16 protein-coding genes and 1 pseudogene are annotated in these 17970 nt (G+C 71.0%); 11 read left to right on the top strand and 6 right to left on the bottom strand.

Annotated features, from left to right (window positions below; genetic code table 11):
* On the top strand, positions 1-960 hold a 960-nt coding region (locus Q0994_RS33535), incomplete at its 5' end, for a hypothetical protein (protein ID WP_299542440.1).
* A 40-nt stretch (positions 961-1000) separates the two neighbouring features.
* Positions 1001-1501 carry a hypothetical protein gene (locus Q0994_RS33530; RefSeq protein ID WP_299542438.1) on the top strand — a complete coding sequence of 167 codons (501 nt, stop codon included), beginning with the start codon at positions 1001-1003 and terminating at the stop codon, positions 1499-1501.
* Positions 1502-1554: 53 nt separating this feature from the next.
* On the opposite strand, the gene Q0994_RS33525 is transcribed toward Q0994_RS33530, so the two are convergent.
* Together Q0994_RS33525 and Q0994_RS33520 are read right to left on the bottom strand one after the other, a co-directional pair.
* Positions 1555-3081, bottom strand: a complete 1527-nt coding sequence (locus Q0994_RS33525; RefSeq protein ID WP_299542436.1) for an RICIN domain-containing protein — start codon at positions 3079-3081, stop codon at positions 1555-1557.
* A gap of 1489 nt (positions 3082-4570) precedes the next feature.
* Positions 4571-5749 (bottom strand): helix-turn-helix transcriptional regulator, encoded by a 1179-nt coding sequence (locus Q0994_RS33520; RefSeq protein ID WP_299542434.1) that lies wholly within the window; start codon positions 5747-5749, stop codon positions 4571-4573.
* Positions 5750-5916: 167 nt separating this feature from the next.
* On the opposite strand from Q0994_RS33520, the gene Q0994_RS33515 reads away from it, so the two are divergent.
* The 4 genes from Q0994_RS33515 to Q0994_RS34240 all read left to right on the top strand — a co-directional run bounded on the left by Q0994_RS33515 (position 5917) and on the right by Q0994_RS34240 (position 8288).
* Positions 5917-6519 (top strand): hypothetical protein, encoded by a 603-nt coding sequence (locus Q0994_RS33515; protein WP_299542432.1) that lies wholly within the window; start codon positions 5917-5919, stop codon positions 6517-6519.
* Between the two features lie 653 nt (positions 6520-7172).
* Entirely contained in the window at positions 7173-7361 is a 189-nt protein-coding gene (locus tag Q0994_RS33510) for a hypothetical protein (RefSeq protein WP_299542431.1), read from the top strand.
* 92 nt (positions 7362-7453) lie between these two features.
* Positions 7454-7738, top strand: a complete 285-nt coding sequence (locus tag Q0994_RS33505) for a hypothetical protein (protein ID WP_299542429.1) — start codon at positions 7454-7456, stop codon at positions 7736-7738.
* Between the two features lie 109 nt (positions 7739-7847).
* A complete protein-coding gene (locus Q0994_RS34240) occupies positions 7848-8288 on the top strand; it encodes a hypothetical protein (protein WP_363325601.1) in 441 nt (146 codons plus the stop codon).
* On the opposite strand, the gene Q0994_RS33495 is transcribed toward Q0994_RS34240, so the two are convergent.
* Entirely contained in the window at positions 8285-8902 is a 618-nt protein-coding gene (locus Q0994_RS33495) for a TetR/AcrR family transcriptional regulator C-terminal domain-containing protein (protein WP_299542427.1), read from the bottom strand. The genes Q0994_RS34240 and Q0994_RS33495 overlap by 4 nt on opposite strands.
* Positions 8903-8969: 67 nt before the next feature.
* Between Q0994_RS33495 and Q0994_RS33490 the strand changes: the two genes are divergently transcribed.
* Positions 8970-10232: a beta-ketoacyl synthase gene (locus Q0994_RS33490; RefSeq protein ID WP_299542426.1), complete on the top strand. Its 1263-nt coding sequence runs from the start codon at positions 8970-8972 to the stop codon at positions 10230-10232.
* Positions 10229-10368 (top strand): annotated as a pseudogene (locus Q0994_RS33485) (leucine zipper domain-containing protein); the annotation flags it as partial. The gene Q0994_RS33490 and the pseudogene Q0994_RS33485, both read left to right, overlap by 4 nt.
* A 40-nt stretch (positions 10369-10408) precedes the next feature.
* Here the strand turns inward: Q0994_RS33485 and Q0994_RS33480 are convergent.
* On the bottom strand, positions 10409-10669 hold the full coding sequence (locus Q0994_RS33480; RefSeq protein ID WP_299542442.1) for a hypothetical protein: 261 nt from the start codon (positions 10667-10669) through the stop codon (positions 10409-10411).
* A gap of 210 nt (positions 10670-10879) precedes the next feature.
* Between Q0994_RS33480 and Q0994_RS33475 the strand changes: the two genes are divergently transcribed.
* The 3 genes from Q0994_RS33475 (at position 10880) to Q0994_RS33465 (ending at position 15431) form a co-directional block, all read left to right on the top strand.
* A complete protein-coding gene (locus Q0994_RS33475) occupies positions 10880-12811 on the top strand; it encodes a pRL2-11 (RefSeq protein WP_299542425.1) in 1932 nt (643 codons plus the stop codon).
* Between the two features lie 1140 nt (positions 12812-13951).
* Complete coding sequence (locus tag Q0994_RS33470; protein ID WP_363325600.1) at positions 13952-14440, top strand: class F sortase; 489 nt, start codon at positions 13952-13954, stop codon at positions 14438-14440.
* Positions 14441-14522: 82 nt separating this feature from the next.
* Positions 14523-15431, top strand: coding sequence for a DUF4394 domain-containing protein (locus Q0994_RS33465; protein WP_299542423.1), 909 nt, complete (start codon positions 14523-14525; stop codon positions 15429-15431).
* 533 nt (positions 15432-15964) lie between these two features.
* Here the strand turns inward: Q0994_RS33465 and Q0994_RS33460 are convergent.
* Together Q0994_RS33460 and Q0994_RS33455 are read right to left on the bottom strand one after the other, a co-directional pair.
* Positions 15965-16279, bottom strand: a complete 315-nt coding sequence (locus Q0994_RS33460) for a chaplin (protein ID WP_299542421.1) — start codon at positions 16277-16279, stop codon at positions 15965-15967.
* An 859-nt stretch (positions 16280-17138) separates the two neighbouring features.
* Positions 17139-17970, bottom strand: an 832-nt coding sequence (locus Q0994_RS33455; protein ID WP_299542419.1) for a tetratricopeptide repeat protein, incomplete at its 5' end; no start/stop codon positions are given.

Raw genomic sequence — 17970 nt, 5'->3', positions numbered from 1 at the left:
GGGGTGCGGCACAAGCCTGTCGGTTTCTCCGTGAACAAGTCGAGCTTCGGCTCCTTCCCCGGCACCGCGTACGGGCTCGGCTGGCTCGCCTACATGAACCTCGGGGAGCCGCTGATCGAGGAGCGGCGCAACATCACCCAGCCGCCGCCCGACACGTTCTCCTCGCGCACCTACGTCAACCGCAGCGGCTCCGATATGAACTTCACCGACTCGGTCGACTTCAACGTGTCGAACGGCGCCACGTGGTCGCTCTCGGGAGACACCAAGCTCACCTTCGGGGGCAACGTCAGCGCCCAGCTCGCGCTGCAGCTGCAGGCCAAGCTCGGTCTGAGCCTCCAGGGGCAGCTGGGGACGCAGCTGAAGAACGAGATGGCGAACAAGAACGCCAACACGGTGACCAACAAGCAGAGCAAGGACAGCGTTGGGGTGGACAACGCCAACACGGTCGACACGTCTATCAGTAATGGGATGACGAACTCCGCCTCGGCCTCGATGACCGGCTCGGTCGACTTCACCACCACGGGCAGCGCCTCCGGCACCGCGGGCCTCAACGCCGCACTGGCCCAGGGCATCGCGGCCTCCGTCGGCGGTTCCCTGACCACCAGCTGGGCGTCGAAGTCGCAGATCTCCGGAACGGTCCCTCCGAACTCCCGCGTGGAGACCATCGTCACCCAGCGCCGTGCCCTCAAGCAGTACACCTACGAGATCCCGGTGACCTTCTCCGGGCTCCTCGCGGTGAAGTACGACGTGCCGGTGGCCGTCCTGTCGCCACCGCAACCGGACGACTACCCCCGGCTCGCCCCCGTGGTCGCCCGCGACATCGCCGACCTCGACCTGGCCGCCGGCGGCTTCCGCATGAAAGGGCTGGCCGAGGTCGTGTCCGCCCTGGAGGTCCACCACACGATGTTCGACGGCGAGAGCCTCACCGACAGCGAACGAAACCTGTACAAGCAGCCGTGACCGTCGGGCTGCGCCGCCACAACGACCAGAGGTGACGACCATGGTGTTCAAAAACGTTTTCGACTCCGCCGGAACGGGCGCGGGGCTTTTCTCGGTGACCACCAGCGGCGACAAGCCGCGACCAGGTGCGGGCGTCGACTTCGAGGACGCCGACGACGACACGTACGACGACACGACCACGAGCCTGTTCACCAGCGGGATCCACGGGGCTTCCCACCGAGCGAAGATCGTGCAGGAACAGGCGCCCGAAGCCCGGGCCATCCTGGGCTTCCTCGCCTCCTTCATCCAGACCACCCAGGCATCCGCCGGCACCCAGGCCGCCTACGCCCAGGACCCCGCATCCGTGTCCACGGCCGCGGCCGCCAGCATGGACAAGTCCAGCGAGACGGTGAAGCAGAACAGCGACCTCCAGAAGGACGAGGGCCTGAAGGCACCGAAGAAGAGCGACTTCAAGGCACCGGACGCCCCGGCGTCACCCACGGCCGAACAGCCCCCCAAGGCACCCAAGGCCACCGCCGACAAGCCGTCCGACCCCAAGTAGGTCTTCCAGATCCGAGTGGTCAGGGGCGTCGACGCCCCTGACCACTCGTGCGTTCACACAGGGAGCAACTGCCACTGCCGGTCGCGGTGGTCGCCCTGCGCCCCGTACTGCTTGACCACCGCAGGGGCGTTGGTGTCGACGCGCAGCAGCAGACCGCTGTTGCGGTTCGCGATCTCATACACCCGCGGGCTGTCGGTCACCGAACCCACCGGGATCAGCCGCCACTGCTGGTGCTCGGCATCGCCGCCTTCATAGGCGCGCTGCGCGACCAGCGCCCCGTCCGCGGTGCCTCCTCCAACGACCTCCAGCACCTTGCCGCTGCGCACGTTCTCGATCCGGTACAAGACCTCACCGTCGTCCTGGCCCGACGCGATCAGCCGCCACCGTTGGTGCGCCCTGGGAGAGGCGAGGGACTGATGGATCTCGGCCCCGTCCTTGGTGGACTCCCGCAGCACCCCCATCCGCAGCCTGCTGCGCACATTGGCCCAGGACACCACCGTGCCCGACTCGGGCAGCCCGGCCATCCTTCCCGAGGCGACCTTCCGCACGCGGTTGTTGAGGTGGTCGGCGATGTAGAGGGTGTCGACGCAGTCCACGGCGAGCCCGAACGGGGAGTTCAGCTGGGCGGCTGCGGCAGGGCCGTCGTCGCCGCCGAACCCCGCGGTGCCCTTACCGGCGAACGTAGTGATCTCGCCGTCCGGCGTGACCTTCCGGACGCGATGGTTGTTGTAGTCGGAAATGTAGAGGGTGCCGGCGCTGTCCACGACGACCCCCAGGGGCAGGTTCAGCTGTGCGGACGTCGCCGGGCCGCCGTCGCCGCTGAACCCCGCGGTGCCCTTACCGGCGACCGTGCTGATGGTCCCGTCGGCCGCGACCTTGCGGACACGGTGGTTGTTCCCATCGGCGATGTAAAGGATGTCCGCGTCATCCACCGCCAATGCGTACGGGCGATTCAGCTGAGCTGAGGCCGCTGGACCATCGTCTCCCTTGAATCCTGCTGCGCCGTTCCCCGCGACCGTACTGATCTTCCCGTCCGTGCTGACTTTCCGGACCCGGTTATTGCTGTGGTCGGAAATGTAGAGGGCGCCGGAGCTGTCGACCGCCACCCCCAACGGATAGTTCAACTGGGCCTTGGCGGCCGGACCGCCGTCACCGCTGAACCCCGCGGTGCCCGTTCCGGCAATCGTGTCGATCTTCCCATCAGGCGTGATCACCCGGACCCGGTGGTTGGCGGCGTCGGTGACGTAGACACTGCCCGCCGCGTCCACCGCCACCTCGCGCGGGCAGTTCAGCAAGGCCGAGACAGCAGGACCGCCGTCACCCCGGTAGCCGGCCCCGGCACCGGCGACCGTGCTGATCTTCCCGTCCGTGCTGATCTTTCGAACCCGGTGGTTGTTGTAGTCGGAGAAGAAGAGGCTGCCGGTGCTGTCCAGCGCAATGCCGTACGGTCGATTCAGCTGAGCCGCGACGGCCAACTCGTCGTCTCCCTTGAACCCCGCGACCCCGGTCCCCGCGACCGTGCTGATCTCGGGGGTGAAACTCTCTCCACCGGCTTCCGTATGAGCAGTGCCCATCGTCATCCCTTCACCGTCACCGACCGCCCACTACAGCCGGTTGTCCTCCGATTCCAACAAGACAGGCGGGCACCCGGACGGCAAAGTCACCAATGAGTGCCTTCACCCATTGCGTTGACGGAGACCGCCCCGGAACGGCTCGGAGGCAGGATGACGTTGGTGCGCTCGCTGACGTCGGGGCAGTAGGTTCGCGGGACCGTCGCGACGCAGTCGTCGTCGGCCAAGGAGGGATGCCGTCGAAGCACTGCTCGATCTACTGGTCGATGAGCCTGATCATGACCCGCCGCCTGGCCCCCGACAGCTCGCGCAGGCCGAAGCCGCGCACAGCGCCTGCTGAAGGTGACCGGAGCGTGGCTACCGGGCCTTACGGCTTGTGCGTGCGCGTCTTGCGGTTCCAGGCGAAGACCGGGGGCCGGTGTCCGTGCGAGCTCTGCCGTACGCGCCGTTACGGATCGGCGTGCGGGTCGTTGGCCCGTTATGGCTACACGTGAGGAATCCCGGCGGTGCGCCCTGTGCGCGGGCAGCCTGACAGCGCAGGGACCGGCCCACCTCGTCACCGGGACCACCAAGAAGGAGGACCGGCGCTTCCACGGGATGTTCCTCATCTGCGCGGCCTGCTACGCGAAGGGGGCGCCGGATCCGGTCACCGGGCTGACCCGGCCGGCCGCCGGCCGGCGGACGGGGAAGGCCGAGTGGCTGGACCTGGCGGGCCGGGGTTCCATCCTGCCCCCGGATCCCTGCATCGCCTGCGGTCTCGTCGTGGTCCGCCGCGCGGAACGGCTGCTGAAGGGGACGACGTGTTCGCGTGCGTGCCGGACCTCCCTCACGCGCAACCGTCACGGCGGCCGGGGGTCGGGCCGCCCGTGCGGCGCCTGCGGACAGCCCGTCACGTCTGGGCGTGCGGATTCGGCGTACTGCCGGCCCTCGTGCCGGCAGAAGGCCTACCGCCACCGCCTCACCACCGCCCCGCCCCCGGACCGCGCCCCGGTCCCGCCGCCCGCGACCGCGTCGTCGCCGGACCGCGCCCCGCGCCCCGCCTGCAGCCATGAATCCCGCCACCCGCACGCGCAGCCGTAACACCGAGGAACCGGCCCTGCTGCCGGTCGGAGGCCGACCGCGGGGGACCGGTCGCAGCGGTCGGTCCCCCGCGTCATTGAGTGCTCAGCCCGCAGCTCTTCCCTCGGCCGCCCTTTCCAGTCCGAGGCCCGCCAGCCGTTGAAGCTGCTCACCGGTGAGCGTCGCCCGCCGGCTCTTCACGTTCGGCAGTCATACTCCGAGCCGCACCGGCGTCCCGTCCGGCGACTCCTCGGACCATGCCCGCGGTACGACCACCGCCCCTTCCGCTCGACGTACTGGGCGAGCGGGAGCGACACCTCGCTCGAACGCTCCGGCCCGCGCTCCGCCCGCCGCCCGCCGCGCCTGCGCCTTCGCCGCGGCGGCGGCCGGCTTCTCCGGCGGCCGGACGCCGCCTGCGTCGGTCGTAGTTGCTCATCGGTCACCCGGTCTGCCCGGAGTCCGAGTCTGTGATCCAGCGCCCTTCGGCGGAGTCGTGCACGTACGCCGGCCTCCCCCGGGTCCCGCTCGTGCGGAACGGTTTCCCGCCGTCCGTGATCCGCACCGTCCCCGTACGGTCCCCGGCGCTCCACTCCAGTTCCAGGTTCCAGCGGCAGTCGCAGCCCGCCGTCCGCGCGGAGACCAGCAGCTCCTCGGGGTCGGAGGAGGTGACCTTGTACGGGAAGGAGACGGCCGGGATCTTCCGGACCTCGTCGCCGGAGGCGTCAAGGCCGTCGACGGGCCTCGCGAGCGGGCGCGGCCGGTCGAGGTCCACGGCGAAGTGGCGCGGGGTGACGGCGCCGCCACAGCCGCTGTCCATCCGGTACGCGTTCCACGGCAGCGGCGCGGCGCGGTCGACCACGCGCACGTGCAGGGCATGGAGGACGACGGCGTCGGACGGCGACCGGCCCTGGACCGTGATCCGCACCAGCGCCTCCCCGCCGTGCACGGCACCGTGCGTCCCGGCCCACGCCCCGGAGTCGGCCGCGACCGGCGGCGGGGCGATCGCGCGGGGGGCCCGGTCCACGAGGTAGGTGTGCCCGCAGCCGCTCTCCCAGAGCTGGGAACCGATGCTCCAGGTGAAGGGGAGGGCGGCCGCGGACCGACCCGGAGCGGTGGAAGCGGGAGCGGGGGCGGAAACCGTAGGGGTGGGGCCGAGCAGGACGGCGGCGACGGCGAGCACGACGAGGGCGACGGCGGCGGCGACGAGGAGGGGAGCGGAGGCGCCACGACGGGGGCGGGCGCGGGGCGCCTCCGGCGCGGACGGATCCGCGGCGGAGGGGTCCTGGGCGGAGGGGTCCGGCGCGGTCGGTTCCGGGTTCGATTCCGACACGGCCGGCACAGGTGTGGGCGCGGGCGGGGCCGCTCGGCGGCGGGCGCGGTCCGCCTCCGTCCAGGCCGCCTCCAGGGCCCGACGTTCCTCCTCGTCCGTCCCGCACAGCAGGGCGAGGCGGTCGACCACGGCGAACTCCTCCGGGACGGTCGCGCCCGAGCAGTAGCGGTGGAGGGTGGACGCGCTGACGCTCAGCCGCCGGCCCAGCGCCTCGTAACTTCTCCCGTCCCGCGCCTTCAGCGCGCGCACGAGCCCCGCGAACTCCTCGACGGCGGCGTCCTTCGGCATTCCATCCCCCTCGACCCTGCGTCCCGTCCTTCACGTCCTTGCACGTCAGCGGGGGTGGAATGGTTCCGGGACGGCTGGCGGGCGCGTGATCGTTGCAGTCGGCGGGCGCCGGCCCCACGCTGGTTGAGCACTGACCGAACGAACGACCCGACGGGGGATCCACCATCATGAACAAGCTCCGCACCGCACTCGCCACCGCAGCCGCTGCCGCACTGGGCCTCGCGGCCCTCGCAGCCCCGGCGCAGGCCGCTGCCCAGCCCGCCTTCCTCGCCGCCTCCCAGATGCCGCCGTCGTCGACGCCGTGGACCGCCACCCAGGTCTTCACCGGCATCCCGGAGAACGGCGGCGTCCTCTGTGCCCCGTACAAGATCCCGGCGCAGAACACCCGCTACCGCGAGTTCAGCACCGACCTCGACACCAACGGCGTCCAGGTCACCACCATCGCCGGTACCGAGGCCGACGCCGTGAAGCTGGTCGACACCCTCCGCGGGACCCTCGCCGGCTGCGGACCCCTGCTGGAGCAGCAGAACCCGGGCCTGCAGGCCGTCAGCGCCTCCCACGGCAAGCTCGCCGTCGAGGAGGGCGCCTGGGTCTACAGCCTGGACACCGCCGACCCGCAGATCGGCATCTCCGACATCCACCTGTTCTCCGTCGGCCGCGACGGCCGCACCGTCACCCTTGTCCGCTGGGGCCAGATGGGCGACCTCGAGGACGCCCCGCTGACCGCCTTCCGCACCACGACGAAGACCGCCGTCAACAAGCTCCACTGACCCCGGGGGCTCCCCCGAGGGCTGACCACAGCTCGACAGCGGCGCGGCCGGGACCCGGGCGCGCCGTTGCCGAGCCCACCTGCTCCGCCGGCGGCGGAGAGGGGCCGGACTGCTGCCGGGATTCCGCACGGCCGATGTGCGGTCACCGCGCGACGAACGAACGCCCGTAGCGGTCCGCGTCCCGCCGGCCTCACGCCACCGCAGCGCGAACCACAGCTCCATCCGGACTTCCGCGTCGTCCGGGTCCATTCGCGGCCGGGCTCGGAAAAGAACTGATCCGTCATCGCCATGGTCATCTGAGATCCTCTCGATCGTGTCTTCGGGTCTGGTCGGCTGCCACCACCGACCAGTGGGAGTTCGACCACCACGTCACCGGGACTCCCACCGGGGAGCGCATCGCGTTCGGGTTCGTCCGCGTCGCCCCAAGGGACGGATGGACGCTTACCGGCCTCGGCCGCCTGGACCGGGACGGTGCCCAGTGGACCGGGGTCACGCCACGGCGAGCCCCTCGGCCTGGGTGGCGCAGGGTGCCGACGGGAGGCAACGCCCGTTCTGGCGATGCGCCCGGAATGGCCTGACAGGCCCTCAGGCCCGCACCCACAGCCGAGCGGCCGGTCCGCCACCCGCGGCGGAGCGTGCCGTTACGGCTGTGCGTGCGACGCCTCGGCATCGTCACCGACACCGAGCACGAGGCAGTCGATGCCGCCCGCGACGAAGTCCTGGCGATGCTCACCGAACGCTCCGGCATCTTCGCGCAGGCGCAGCGGTGGGCGTCCTGGCGGTGGGATGCGGCCTGGCCCACGCCGTGCCTGCCCCGGCCGGCCGCCACGACGCGACGCTAACGAGGCCGGTGTTCTACGTTCCTGCCCGCCCGGTCACGCGACCGCGTCTCCAGCCGGGAGACCAGCATGACCAGGCGGAGAGGACCATCAGCATGACCTTCATCGAGCCCGGCCTGTCCGTACGCAACGGCTTCGCCGAAGGACCACTCGCCGACACCGCGCTGTCCCGCGCGGCTCACGCCTCGCAGCGCCTCGACGATCTGCAGGAGCAGGCGCCCACGATGACCGACAGCCAAGTGCGCGACGGCGTGCACCGGGCGCTGCGCCGCTTCACCCAGGAGCAGCCGCCCACGTGCCAGATCGACAGCATCACCGCACTGATCCGCCGGGGAGTCCGTATCGACTGGCCCGTCCCCGACCGCCTGCCCTGCGCCTGACTCCCGCGGGACGGGAGAGCCCCTCCGGCCTCTCCCGTCCTGCGGGAGGGGCCGGACTGTCGGGCGCCGCCCGCCTTCCGCCGTCAGGGCCGGCTGGGAGGCTGGTCGGATGAACGCCGACGACGAGCAGCTGCTGCACGGCCGGGTGTACGGCCACGACCACGACCACCCCACCCCGGGCCCGCTGCCGCACCAGACGTACGCCGCGCTCGTCGGCGGACCGCTGGACGGACTGCTGCTCGACATCACCGGCTGGCGGCCGGAAGAGATCGAGGACGGCGTCGCCCTGATGACCGAACTGGGGCGGTGGCCCGGCGGCCGGGCCCTGTACGATCCGCGCCCGGCGAGCCGCGCCCGCCGGGCGGCCGGGGTGTGGTGTGCCGCTTCCACTACTCCGGCGACACACCCTGACGCGCACCGGCGCCGCTGTTTACGGCCTGCCGTCGGTCAGCTGGCCGGCGGTGTTCTCGATCCACAGCGGCGTCCGCTCGACTCCGGCCTGCCACCCGGGTTCCGCGCACGTCTTCGCCGGCCTGTTCGACTGAGTTAACCGGGTTCGGGTTCGTCGTGGATGGTCAGGGCGCCGGCGAGGTCGAGGTCGGCGGTGGTGCCGTGTGCCCCGGCGCGGACGAGGAGCACTGCGCCGAGCGCGGTGCTCCAGAACGTTCTGGCTTCCACGTGGTGCGGTCGGCGGGCCTTCCAGCCGCGACTGTCGATGAGCTGGCTCACGAAGCGCTCGGATTGCCGGAACAGCAGCTGGAGGTGCTGGTCGACCACGGGGGCGAGTTCGGGTTTGGAGATCCCGGCGGCGAGTGCTCGCGTGACTGACGGGAGCGAGGGCATGGCCAGTACGGCGCGGGCGATGTTGCGCCGGAATGTGGCCGCATCGGGGGCCTGGCGACCGATGCGCTCGATCCGTCGGGCGTCGTGCAGCAGGCCGAGAAAGGCGGCGTGCACGAGGAGCGAGTCCTTGGAGCCGAAGTAGTAGGTGACTTGGTTGGGGAAGACGCCTGCCGCGTTCGCGATCTCCGCGACGCTCACCTCGGCGCCGGGCCGCTCCCTGCAGAGCCGTGCGGTCGTCTCGATCAGTCGGCGTCTTGTCGCGCGACCCCGGTCACGCGGCCGGGCCGACGTCGAGCGGGCTTCGGTTGGCTTCTTCTCCACACGTGAATTGTATGTGATACAACATTGACCTGTTCACTTGTATCGCATACAAGAAAGGCTGAAGGGCATGCACCGCAATGAAGTCGTCGTGACCGGACTCGGCGCGATCACGCCACTCGGTGGGGACGTGACGTCCACGTGGGAGGCACTCCTGGCAGGCGAGTCCGGCCTTCGCGGCGGAGCCCTGCGCGGCCACGAGGACGTCGGCCTTCCCGACACCGTCGCGGGGACGATGGCGATCGACCCCGCCGAGTCGCTGCCGCCGGTGAGGGCCAGGCGGCTCGACCGCTCGCAGCAGGCGGCCCTCGTCGCAGCGGCCGAAGCCTGGGCCGACGCGGGCGCCCCGGAGGTGGACCCGGACCGGCTCGCGTCGGCGATCGGGACCGGCATCGGTGGCGTACGGACCCTGCTGAAGGAAGACGACGCACTTGAGGCGGCCGGGACTCGGCGCGTCTCGCCCCGCACGGTCCCGATGCTCATGCCCAATGCGGCGGCGGCGCTGATCAGCATCGAGTACGGCGCACGGGCCGGGGTCTACACGCCCGTCTCGGCGTGCTCCTCCGGCGCCGAGGCGATCGCCCTCGGAGCCAGGCTCATCCGTGCCGGCGAGGCGGACGTAGTCATCGCGGGCGGGACCGAGGCGGCGATCACCCCGATCACCGTCGCCGGCTTCGTGCAGGCGCAGGCACTGTCGCGGCATGCCGACGAACCGGAGTCGGCGTCACGGCCGTTCGCCGCCGACCGCGGCGGATTCGTCCTCAGTGAAGGCGCCGCCGTCGTGATACTGGAAAGCGCCGAGCACGCCCGCGCCCGAGGCGCGCGCGTCCACGCGGTGCTCGTGGGCGCCGGCATCGCCGCCGACGCCCACCACATCACGGCACCCGCCCCTGATGGCTTCGGTCAGGTCTCCGCCATGCGGAAGGCCCTCGCGCAAGCCGGTCTGGCTCCCGAGCGGATCAGCCACATCAACGCCCACGCCACCGGGACTCCGGTCGGCGACGTCGCCGAGGCACACGCGATCAGGGAGGTCTTCGGCCGCGCCACCGTGACAGCCCCCAAGGCGGCGCTCGGCCATCTCTTCGGCGCGGCCGGTGCGATCGAGGCCCTCATCGCCGTCCTTAGCGTGGAGCACGGCGTCATCCCGCCGACCCGCAACCTCACCGCGGCCGGTGTCGATCCCGACATCGATCTCGACGTCGTCGCAGAGCGACGAGACGTCCCCCAGGAGGCGGTGCTCAGCAACTCCTTCGGCTTCGGCGGGCAGAACGTCTCGCTCATCGTCACCGGCACACGGCACCATGCGTCCCGTACCGCCTCGACGACACCATGACCCATGCGAACCCACCTTTGCCCGTGGAGGGTCGCCGCCGATCCATAGAGGTTGCAAGACTCGTCCGATTGCGCATGCCGCCACAGAGATGGGGATTTCCCGAGCAACGGCGTCGAAGTGGGTGAACCGGCATCAGCGAACTCGGGTAAGCACCACCGCCGCCAGCGGGATGGGCCTCACCGCTCGGGCAGCTTGCGGCGCAGCAGACCCGTTGCCTTCTCCACACCCCCGAGCTGGTCGCCCAGCACCCGCAGGCGCCAGTCCATACGCTCCATCCGGGCCGCGGCCGCCAGCGACGCGAACGTCTGCGCCAGCTGCGCCGCACCCGCATCGCACGCCAACGCCTTCTTGACGTACCGGACTGCCATCGCCTCGTACTGCTTCGCGCGCTCTACCGCGGCCGTGTACTCGGGTGCGTCGGCGTCGTATCCGGTCATCCAGTCCCTCCCCGGTTGGTCTCCTCTCACCGTTGTACCGACCGCGCCGTCCAGACGTGTCGTCTGCGTGTTTTCGGGCCGGAAGCTCGTCCACAGAACGCGGCTCCCGGCCCGCTCTTCGCTGCGTTTTATCCACAGGCAAACCGTTTTACGGTTCGTGTCCGCTTCCGGGTGTGAGGTGCCGGGACACAGACCGAGAGGGCATGGCCGATGGCACGGACGAAGTTCGACCAGCAGGTGGAGGAGACCGCGGAGGTGGTGGCGTTCAGGATCGGCCGGTTCCTGGCCGGGCGCCCCATGGACGGGGTGAAGCGGACCGATGCGACGTTCTGGCGTGCGGGCAGCCGGGTCCTGCCGAAGGTCGAAGGCCGCGTCGCCCGTTCCTCCTACCGGGCGGGATGGCAGCGGCTGGTCTTCCGCGTCAGCACGCTGGCCGCCGTCGGGGCGGGCGGCTACCAGGCCGGCCAGGTCCACCAGGACGCCACCGTCGCCACCGCCCGGGAGGTGTGGGCCGACCCGGATCCCGTGCTCGCCGTGCTGGAGCAGACCGGGATCGCCGCCGCATCGACCGCGGCCGCGGGGACCGCCGCCTACCTCGCGCTGACCTACAGGCGCAGGGAGCTGATGCGGGAGTGGGTGATCCCGCTGCACGAAGCCCTCGCCCGGCCGCTGAGGCTGCCGGAGCAGACCGACCCGCGCCGCTACCTCCACATCCCGCGCGACTTCTCCGAGGACGACGCGGTGATCCGCGTGGACGTGCCGGGCCGGCTGGACTTCTCCAAGGACCTGGTCGCCGACATCATCACCACCAAGCTCGCCCTGGAGGGCGTCACCTTCTCCTGGCACCTGGCGGGCCGCGAGACGTACGTGACGGTGAAGAAGACCCGCAAGCCCCCGGCCAGGGCCGCCTTCAAGGACCCCAAGATGCGGGAGATCGTGGCGGCCGCGAAGGAGTCCGCGCCGATCATCGGGATCGGCTCCGCCGGACGGACCGTCACCGTCGACCTCGACGCGGAGTCCCCGCACATCCTGGTCAACGCCGCCCCGGGCGGCGGGAAGTCGGTGACCCTGCGGTGCATCGCCTGCCAGATGCTCCACCACGGCAGCCACGTGTTCGTCCTGGACACCAAGCGGATCTCCCACCCCTGGGCCTCCGGGGTGCCCGGCGTCACGTACTGCCGCGACATCGCCGACATCCACGACCAGCTCATCGCCCTCGGCCTGGAAGGCCGGCGCCGCACCCGCGTCGCCGACGACCTCGGCATCGACGCCGACCCGAAAGCCATCGGACCCCGGCTGCTGATCCTCCTCGAAGAGGTCAACGCCACCATGAAGCAGCTCGCCCGCTACTGGGAGAAGATCCGCGAGTCCGGCGACCCGAAGGTCTCCCCGGCCCTCGACGCCCTCAACGAAATCCTCTACATGGGCCGCCAGCTGCGCATGCACGTCCTCCTGGTCGCCCAGTCCGCGACCGCCCGCGCCCTCGGGGGCCCGGAGGCCCGCGAGCAGTTCTCCACCCGCATCCTCGCCCGCTACAGCGTCAACGCCTGGCGGATGCTCGCGCCCGAGGTCCACCCCGCCCCGAAGTCCACCAAGCAACCCGGCCGCGCCCAGGTCGTCAGCGGCGGATACGCGCGCGAGACACAGATCCTGTTCTTCACCGAGGCCGAAGCCCGCGAGTGGGCCACCACCGGCAAGCCGGCCCCGGCCGCAGCCGGGACCCAGCCGGGCCAGGTGCAGCTGCAGAAGCCGGCCGCCGACTCCCTCGCCGACGCCTGCTCGACGCCCGCTCCCGAACTGCCGCCCGCCACCGAGCCGCCCGCCGTCCGCGACCCGCTCGCCGACGCCTGGAGCCTCAACCCGGCCCCGGCCGCCGACCCGGGCAGCCCCACGGCCCCCACGGCGCCGCCGGTGGCCGCGGCCCCGGCCGACGACGACCAGGCGGTGGGGCTCCGCCAGGCCGCCGAACACCACCTGCCCGGCATCACCCTGGCCGCGCTGCGCTTCGCCCGCGCCAACGACCCTGCCTTCCCCGGCCCGGCAGGCAAGCGCGGCGCCGAACTCCTCTACCGCGTCGGCGACCTCAAGAAGTGGGCCCGCAACCGGCCTCGCGCCGCCACCGGCACCACCGAACTTGACTGACCCCCAAGCGGGCCGCGGGTCGGAAATCTGACCCGCCACCCGCCGATCCTGACCTGTCCGCTTTCGCCGACACGGACGGCGCCGTTCGCCGCCTGCCGGGCGCGGTCCGCGACGTCCTACGCGCCCGCGTGCCGTTGGGCCGGGCGCCGATGGAGGCTGTGTCCGGACGCCAGGAGAATCTCGCCCCACGTGCGGCCTCCGCCGGGCCGGGTCGGGCCGTGCCGACGGACACAGTCGAGCTGTCAGTTCGCGCCTTCTCCGCCGGGGTCTCTCGCCTGCCGGGTCGCCATCCCGGCCGCCGTACCCGTGCTGGGGCCGTCGTGCCCGGCCGCCGCGCGGGTAAGTAGTCGGCGGCTCGTTGCCCCTTGGCCGGGCTGCTGGCCTGCTGTTTCGACGTGGCGTCGCCGGAGGGCTCCGGGACCCGGAACGGAACAGGTTCGGGATGGTGGCCGACTCTGGTCGCCCGGCAGGTGGCCGTAGAGCGGTTCGCAGACTTGTCCGGTCACTCGCCGGTGGCCTCCCCGGGTGTCTGCTGATCAGCCGCATCGGGCACCGTTGGTGTTCCTGTCAGCTCGGCATCTGACGGACGCCGGCCCCGGACGTCCAGCCCCTGTGGGGTCCGGGTGCCGAGGGGCACCGGGTTTCGAGAGCTTGGGATAGGCGGTCCCGCGGGGGAGCCCGATGCCCGAGGGTGCGCACCGTAGGTACTCGAAGGCACCAGCTTGGGTGGCGAGGAGACTCGTTCTCCATGACGGTTGATCACGTTGGGGATGTGGACCGGATGACGGCTGGAGGCGAGAGTCCGGGGCCGGGGCCCGGAAGCTGTGCCGCCGTGTGACGGCAGCCTTCCACGGCCCTGACCCGTTTGCCTGTTTTCCGGCTCCGAGGTGTCCCCTCGTCGAGTGCCGGGGCTTGACGTCATGACCGAGAGGATGGCCCATGCCGACAAGGCTTCCCCGGGTCCGGGGATTGTGGACCCGCCTCGGGTCCCATGGCGTTGGACTCCTTCTGGTGTGGCCCGTGGCTCTGGCCGTTCTGCCGGTCAGCCTGGTCACCAGTTTCTCTTCCGGGCCTGCGCCGGCACCGGTGGCCGGCCGCTCCGACGCGCCCAGGTCCGCGTTCAGCTCGCCGAGTCCGGGGTTGCCGGCGCAACCGTGGATGCTCCGGGCCCGTCCGGTCCGTCTGCAGATCCCGCAGCTGCGGATCGACGCTCCGTTCACCGATCTAGTCATCGGTCCGTCCGGAGTTCTGGATGCGCCGCCTCCCGACGACGTGAACCTCGTGGGGTGGTTCGCGGGCGGCCCGTCGCCGGGGGAGCCGGGGGCTTCGGTGGTCGCCGGCCATGTCGACACGAAAAGCGCCCCGGCGGTCTTCGCCCGGCTCGGCGAGCTGGCCACCGGCAGCCGCTTCTTCGTCCACCGCGATGACGGAACAACCGCGACCTTCCGGGTGGACAGCGTCGAGTCCTTCCCCAAGGACGGTTTCCCCGACGACCGTGTCTACAAGAACACCCCGGACGCCCAGATCCGCCTCATCACGTGCGCCGGGGACTACGACCGCAAAGCCGGGGGCTACACCGAGAACCTCGTCGTCTTCGCCCACCTCGACGCCACCGAATGGCTTCCGTGACGTGCTGCGACATGGCGGCCGTGTTTGTGTCACAGGGTGACGCCCGGCATTCAGCCCGGGCACGTCTCCCTGGGAGAACCGCATGCGTACAGCAATGCTCGCCCCCGCCCTCGCGCTCACGCTGACCGGAGCCTTCGCGTCCGCGGCGGCGGCGGACGAGGAGCACTCCGGCGGACTGCAGGCCGTGGGTCTCACGGTCGACCAGCAGCTCGTCAGCTTCTCCGCGGACGCGCCGTCCTCGACACGCTCGGCCGCGCACGTGCAGGGCCTCAAGGGCGACCGCAAGCTGGTCGGGATCGACTTCCGGGTCCAGAACGGCAAGCTGTACGGCGTCGGCGACAAGGGAGGCATCTACACCTTCAGCGGGAACGCGAAGGCGAACAAGGTCTCCCAGCTGACGGTGGCGCTGCGGGGCAAGAACTTCGGCGTCGACTTCAACCCCGCCGCCAACCGGCTCCGCGTCATCAGCGACACCGGCCAGAACCTGCGCCACAACATCGACGACCCCGCCGCCCCGCGCACCACCACCGCCGACGGCACGCTGACCAACCCCGCCCTCCCGCCGTCCACCACGCCCACCACCGCCCTGGGCGTCACCGGCGCCGCCTACACCAACAACGACCTCAACACCACCACCGCGACGACGCTGTTCGACATCGACACCACCAACGACCGCGTCTCCCTGCAGTCCCCCGCCAACGCCGGCTCCCTCGCCCCCACCGGCGGCCTCGGCATCAACGCCGGCCCCTCCGCCGGCTTCGACATCTACTACGCGCCCAGGGCAGGGACCAACCAGGGCTTCGCCGCACTCAAGGCCAACGGCACCTACGGCCTCTACCGCATCAACATCCTCAACGGAACAGCCGACCGCCTCGGCACCTTCCCCAACGGCCGACAGGTCTTCGACATCGCCCTCCCCCTCGACCAGGGCAACGCCACGCCCCGCGGCGGAATGAACACCGGCGGGGGTACGACCGGCAGCCTCAAGTAGGACCGGCACGCCCCGGCCCACATCTCGAAGCGGTGCATCAAGCCCGGGTTCCTGGTTCCGCCGACGGTCCGGTCGTGCCGATCTCGTCTCGGCCGGGGCAGGCGTACGGCCCCCGGATGTGAGGGGGGCGCGCTGCGGAGGTCCGCGAGTGGTCTGTCTTGGACGGGCTCTCGGGCGGGCGGCGTGACGGCTTCACCCGAGAGCCCGGTACGACGGACAGCCCGGCAAGATCGCCTGGACGCCGTTGATCAGATGATCCGCTGTTTCTGGGCTGTACAGGGGCGGCACGCCACTGCTGCGTGATGTGTTCACCCGGCCGGGGCAGGCGGAGCGCGGTGCGGCTCCCGGGCCGAGAACGAACGCGCCGGTGCCGGGCAGGGAATCTCCTGCCCGGCACCGGCGCGGACCGACATGGAAAGCGCGGACGGAGGGCCGACCGGGGAAACAGGGCCACTGGGAAACCGACTTGGCCCGTACCGCCGGCACCACCTGACCGGAGCCCCCGAGCACCACAGCCGGGCAATCCCCGGGAGCTACTTGCTGTAGCTCCCCGCATAGCCCTCGGATCCCTTGTCGTTCTCGTGCTCGTCGCGGGCGCGATCGTGGCCGCCGCCGTTGACGCAGGAGTTCCCGAAGCTCGGGTTCAGCAGACCGATGACGTTGAGGGAGTTCCCGCACACGTTGATCGGGACGTGGATGGGGATCTGGACGACGTTGCCGGACAGCACGCCCGGGGAGCCGAAGGCGGCGCCCTGCGCTCCGGCGTCCGCGCCGGCCGTTCCGGCGCCGGCGAACACCAGGGCGCCCGCGGCCGCGGCCAGAACCACTGTGCTTCTCAGCTTCAACATGGAGCTCTCCGAGCTTCGAGTGCCACCGCTCGATCACGGCAGCTCCCCCCACGATGCGGGCCACTTTCGTGCGGGGCCGCCGACACACCTGACCAGCGCCGAGCACCCCCTGAACGGACCTCTGAGTATGCGCAGTTGGCTCATCGCAAGGACGCACACCGCTTTGCCGGACGACGCTACCCCGGGCGACGCCCGCTCCTGCAGTCGGTGAGCGCGAGAGCGACGACTGAGACAGCCGCAAGGCGCGCCGCCGGTGGACGTGTGCACCGGTGAGGGCGTGTGGACGTGTGCGCGGGGTGCCCTCGTGCTCCCGAGGAACCTCACCCTCGCTCCCGGCTGCGGGGGCCTGGCCACGCAGGCGGTCGTGATCGTGGTGCGCCCGCGACCGCGGCGACCGCCCCCGCGGCTTCCGGGCCGTTCCCGTCCGAGGACCGGTGGCCGGGGCCAGACGGACTCGACTATTCGCCTGACGACCGCGGCGATGCCCACGAGGTCGCGCAGACCAGCGTCTAGGCGGTTTCACGCCGGGCACCGTGCCGTCCGGTCTAGTGGGGAAGACGGCCCCGCTGAAACCGGCACCGGCGCGCGACGTCGTCGAACAGCTCACACCGGCCGGTCCGGACCACCCGTGGACGGGAGTCCGCTTCACCGCGTTCATGGAACAGCCGGGCACCATGGGAACCGGTCCTCGTCGCCCCGCTCCTGGTCGCGGAAATCAGCGCGGACACCTCACAGGACCACGGGGTCTGGCGTCACCCCGTCCGCTATGAGCACCTCCGCCTCGACACCACCACTGACGTCCCGCTCCTCCGCGGCGCACCCTAACGGCATGCGAGCGGGGCCCATCTTGCCCTTGCCGCTACGACCCCGCCCCCCGGCGCATCGCATCAACGTTGTTGCGGGCGTCAATGGTGTGGGGATGTTCGGTTCCGAGGATGCGTTCGGCCTCGGTGAGGGCGGCTTCCTGGAGGGTGATGGCTTCCTCGGTGCGCCCGGCCCGCCAGTAGGAGAGGGCGAGATTGTGGCGGGCACTGAGGGTGGCGGGGTGTTCGGTGCCGAGGACGCGCTCCCGGTCGGTGACGACGGCTTCGAGGAGGATGACGGCGTCGCTCGTGCGTCCCGCTTGCCAGTAAGTGGCGGCGAGGTTATTGCGAGCGGTGAGAGTGTTGGCGTGTTCGCGTCCCAGCATGCGCTCGAGGTCGTTGACGACGGCTTCTTGAAGGGCGATGGCCTCGTTGGTGCGCCCGGCCTGCCAGTAGGCGGTGCCGAGGTTGTCGCGGGCGGTGATGGTGTCGGGGTGTCCAGTTCCTAGGACGCGCTCCCGGTCGGCGATGACGGCTTCGAGAAGGGTGATGGCCTCGTTGGTGCGCCCGGCCTGCCAGTAGGAGTTGGCGAGGTTGTTGCGGGCGGTGAGGGTGTGGCGATGTTCGGTGCCGAGGATGCGTTCCTGGTCGGTGAGGACGGATTCCTGGAGGGTGATGGCGTCGTTGGTGCGCCCGGCCTGCCAGTAGGAGTGGGCGAGGTTGTTGCGGGTGGCGAGTGTCTCGGTGTTCCGGGGACCGAGGATGCGTTCCTGGTCGGTGAGGACGGCTTCGAGGAGGGTGATGGCGTCATTGGTGCGCCCGGCCTGCCAGTAGGAGAGGGCGATGTGTTCGCGGGCGGTGAGGGTGTTGGGGTGTTCGGTGCCGAGG

Origin of the sequence: uncultured Streptomyces sp. (assembly GCF_947488945.1) — a bacterium.
Taxonomy (GTDB): Bacteria; Actinomycetota; Actinomycetes; order Streptomycetales; family Streptomycetaceae; genus Streptomyces.
Note: the sequence above shows the minus strand (reverse complement) of the source record. Positions and strands in the feature narration are given on the sequence as shown.

What these genes read in the sequence shown, in the direction of transcription:
- Q0994_RS33520 (WP_299542434.1), bottom strand. Translation starts at nt 5,749, where the DNA reads ATGCCGAAGGACGCCGCCGTCGAGGAGTTCGCGGGGCTCGTGCGCGCG.
- Q0994_RS33525 (WP_299542436.1), bottom strand. Translation starts at nt 3,081, where the DNA reads ATGACGATGGGCACTGCTCATACGGAAGCCGGTGGAGAGAGTTTCACC.
- Q0994_RS33475 (WP_299542425.1), top strand. Translation starts at nt 10,880, where the DNA reads ATGGCACGGACGAAGTTCGACCAGCAGGTGGAGGAGACCGCGGAGGTG.
- Q0994_RS33490 (WP_299542426.1), top strand. Translation starts at nt 8,970, where the DNA reads ATGCACCGCAATGAAGTCGTCGTGACCGGACTCGGCGCGATCACGCCA.
- Q0994_RS33465 (WP_299542423.1), top strand. Translation starts at nt 14,523, where the DNA reads ATGCGTACAGCAATGCTCGCCCCCGCCCTCGCGCTCACGCTGACCGGA.
- Q0994_RS34240 (WP_363325601.1), top strand. Translation starts at nt 7,848, where the DNA reads ATGAACGCCGACGACGAGCAGCTGCTGCACGGCCGGGTGTACGGCCAC.
- Q0994_RS33480 (WP_299542442.1), bottom strand. Translation starts at nt 10,669, where the DNA reads ATGACCGGATACGACGCCGACGCACCCGAGTACACGGCCGCGGTAGAG.
- Q0994_RS33505 (WP_299542429.1), top strand. Translation starts at nt 7,454, where the DNA reads ATGACCTTCATCGAGCCCGGCCTGTCCGTACGCAACGGCTTCGCCGAA.
- Q0994_RS33460 (WP_299542421.1), bottom strand. Translation starts at nt 16,279, where the DNA reads ATGTTGAAGCTGAGAAGCACAGTGGTTCTGGCCGCGGCCGCGGGCGCC.
- Q0994_RS33515 (WP_299542432.1), top strand. Translation starts at nt 5,917, where the DNA reads ATGAACAAGCTCCGCACCGCACTCGCCACCGCAGCCGCTGCCGCACTG.
- Q0994_RS33530 (WP_299542438.1), top strand. Translation starts at nt 1,001, where the DNA reads ATGGTGTTCAAAAACGTTTTCGACTCCGCCGGAACGGGCGCGGGGCTT.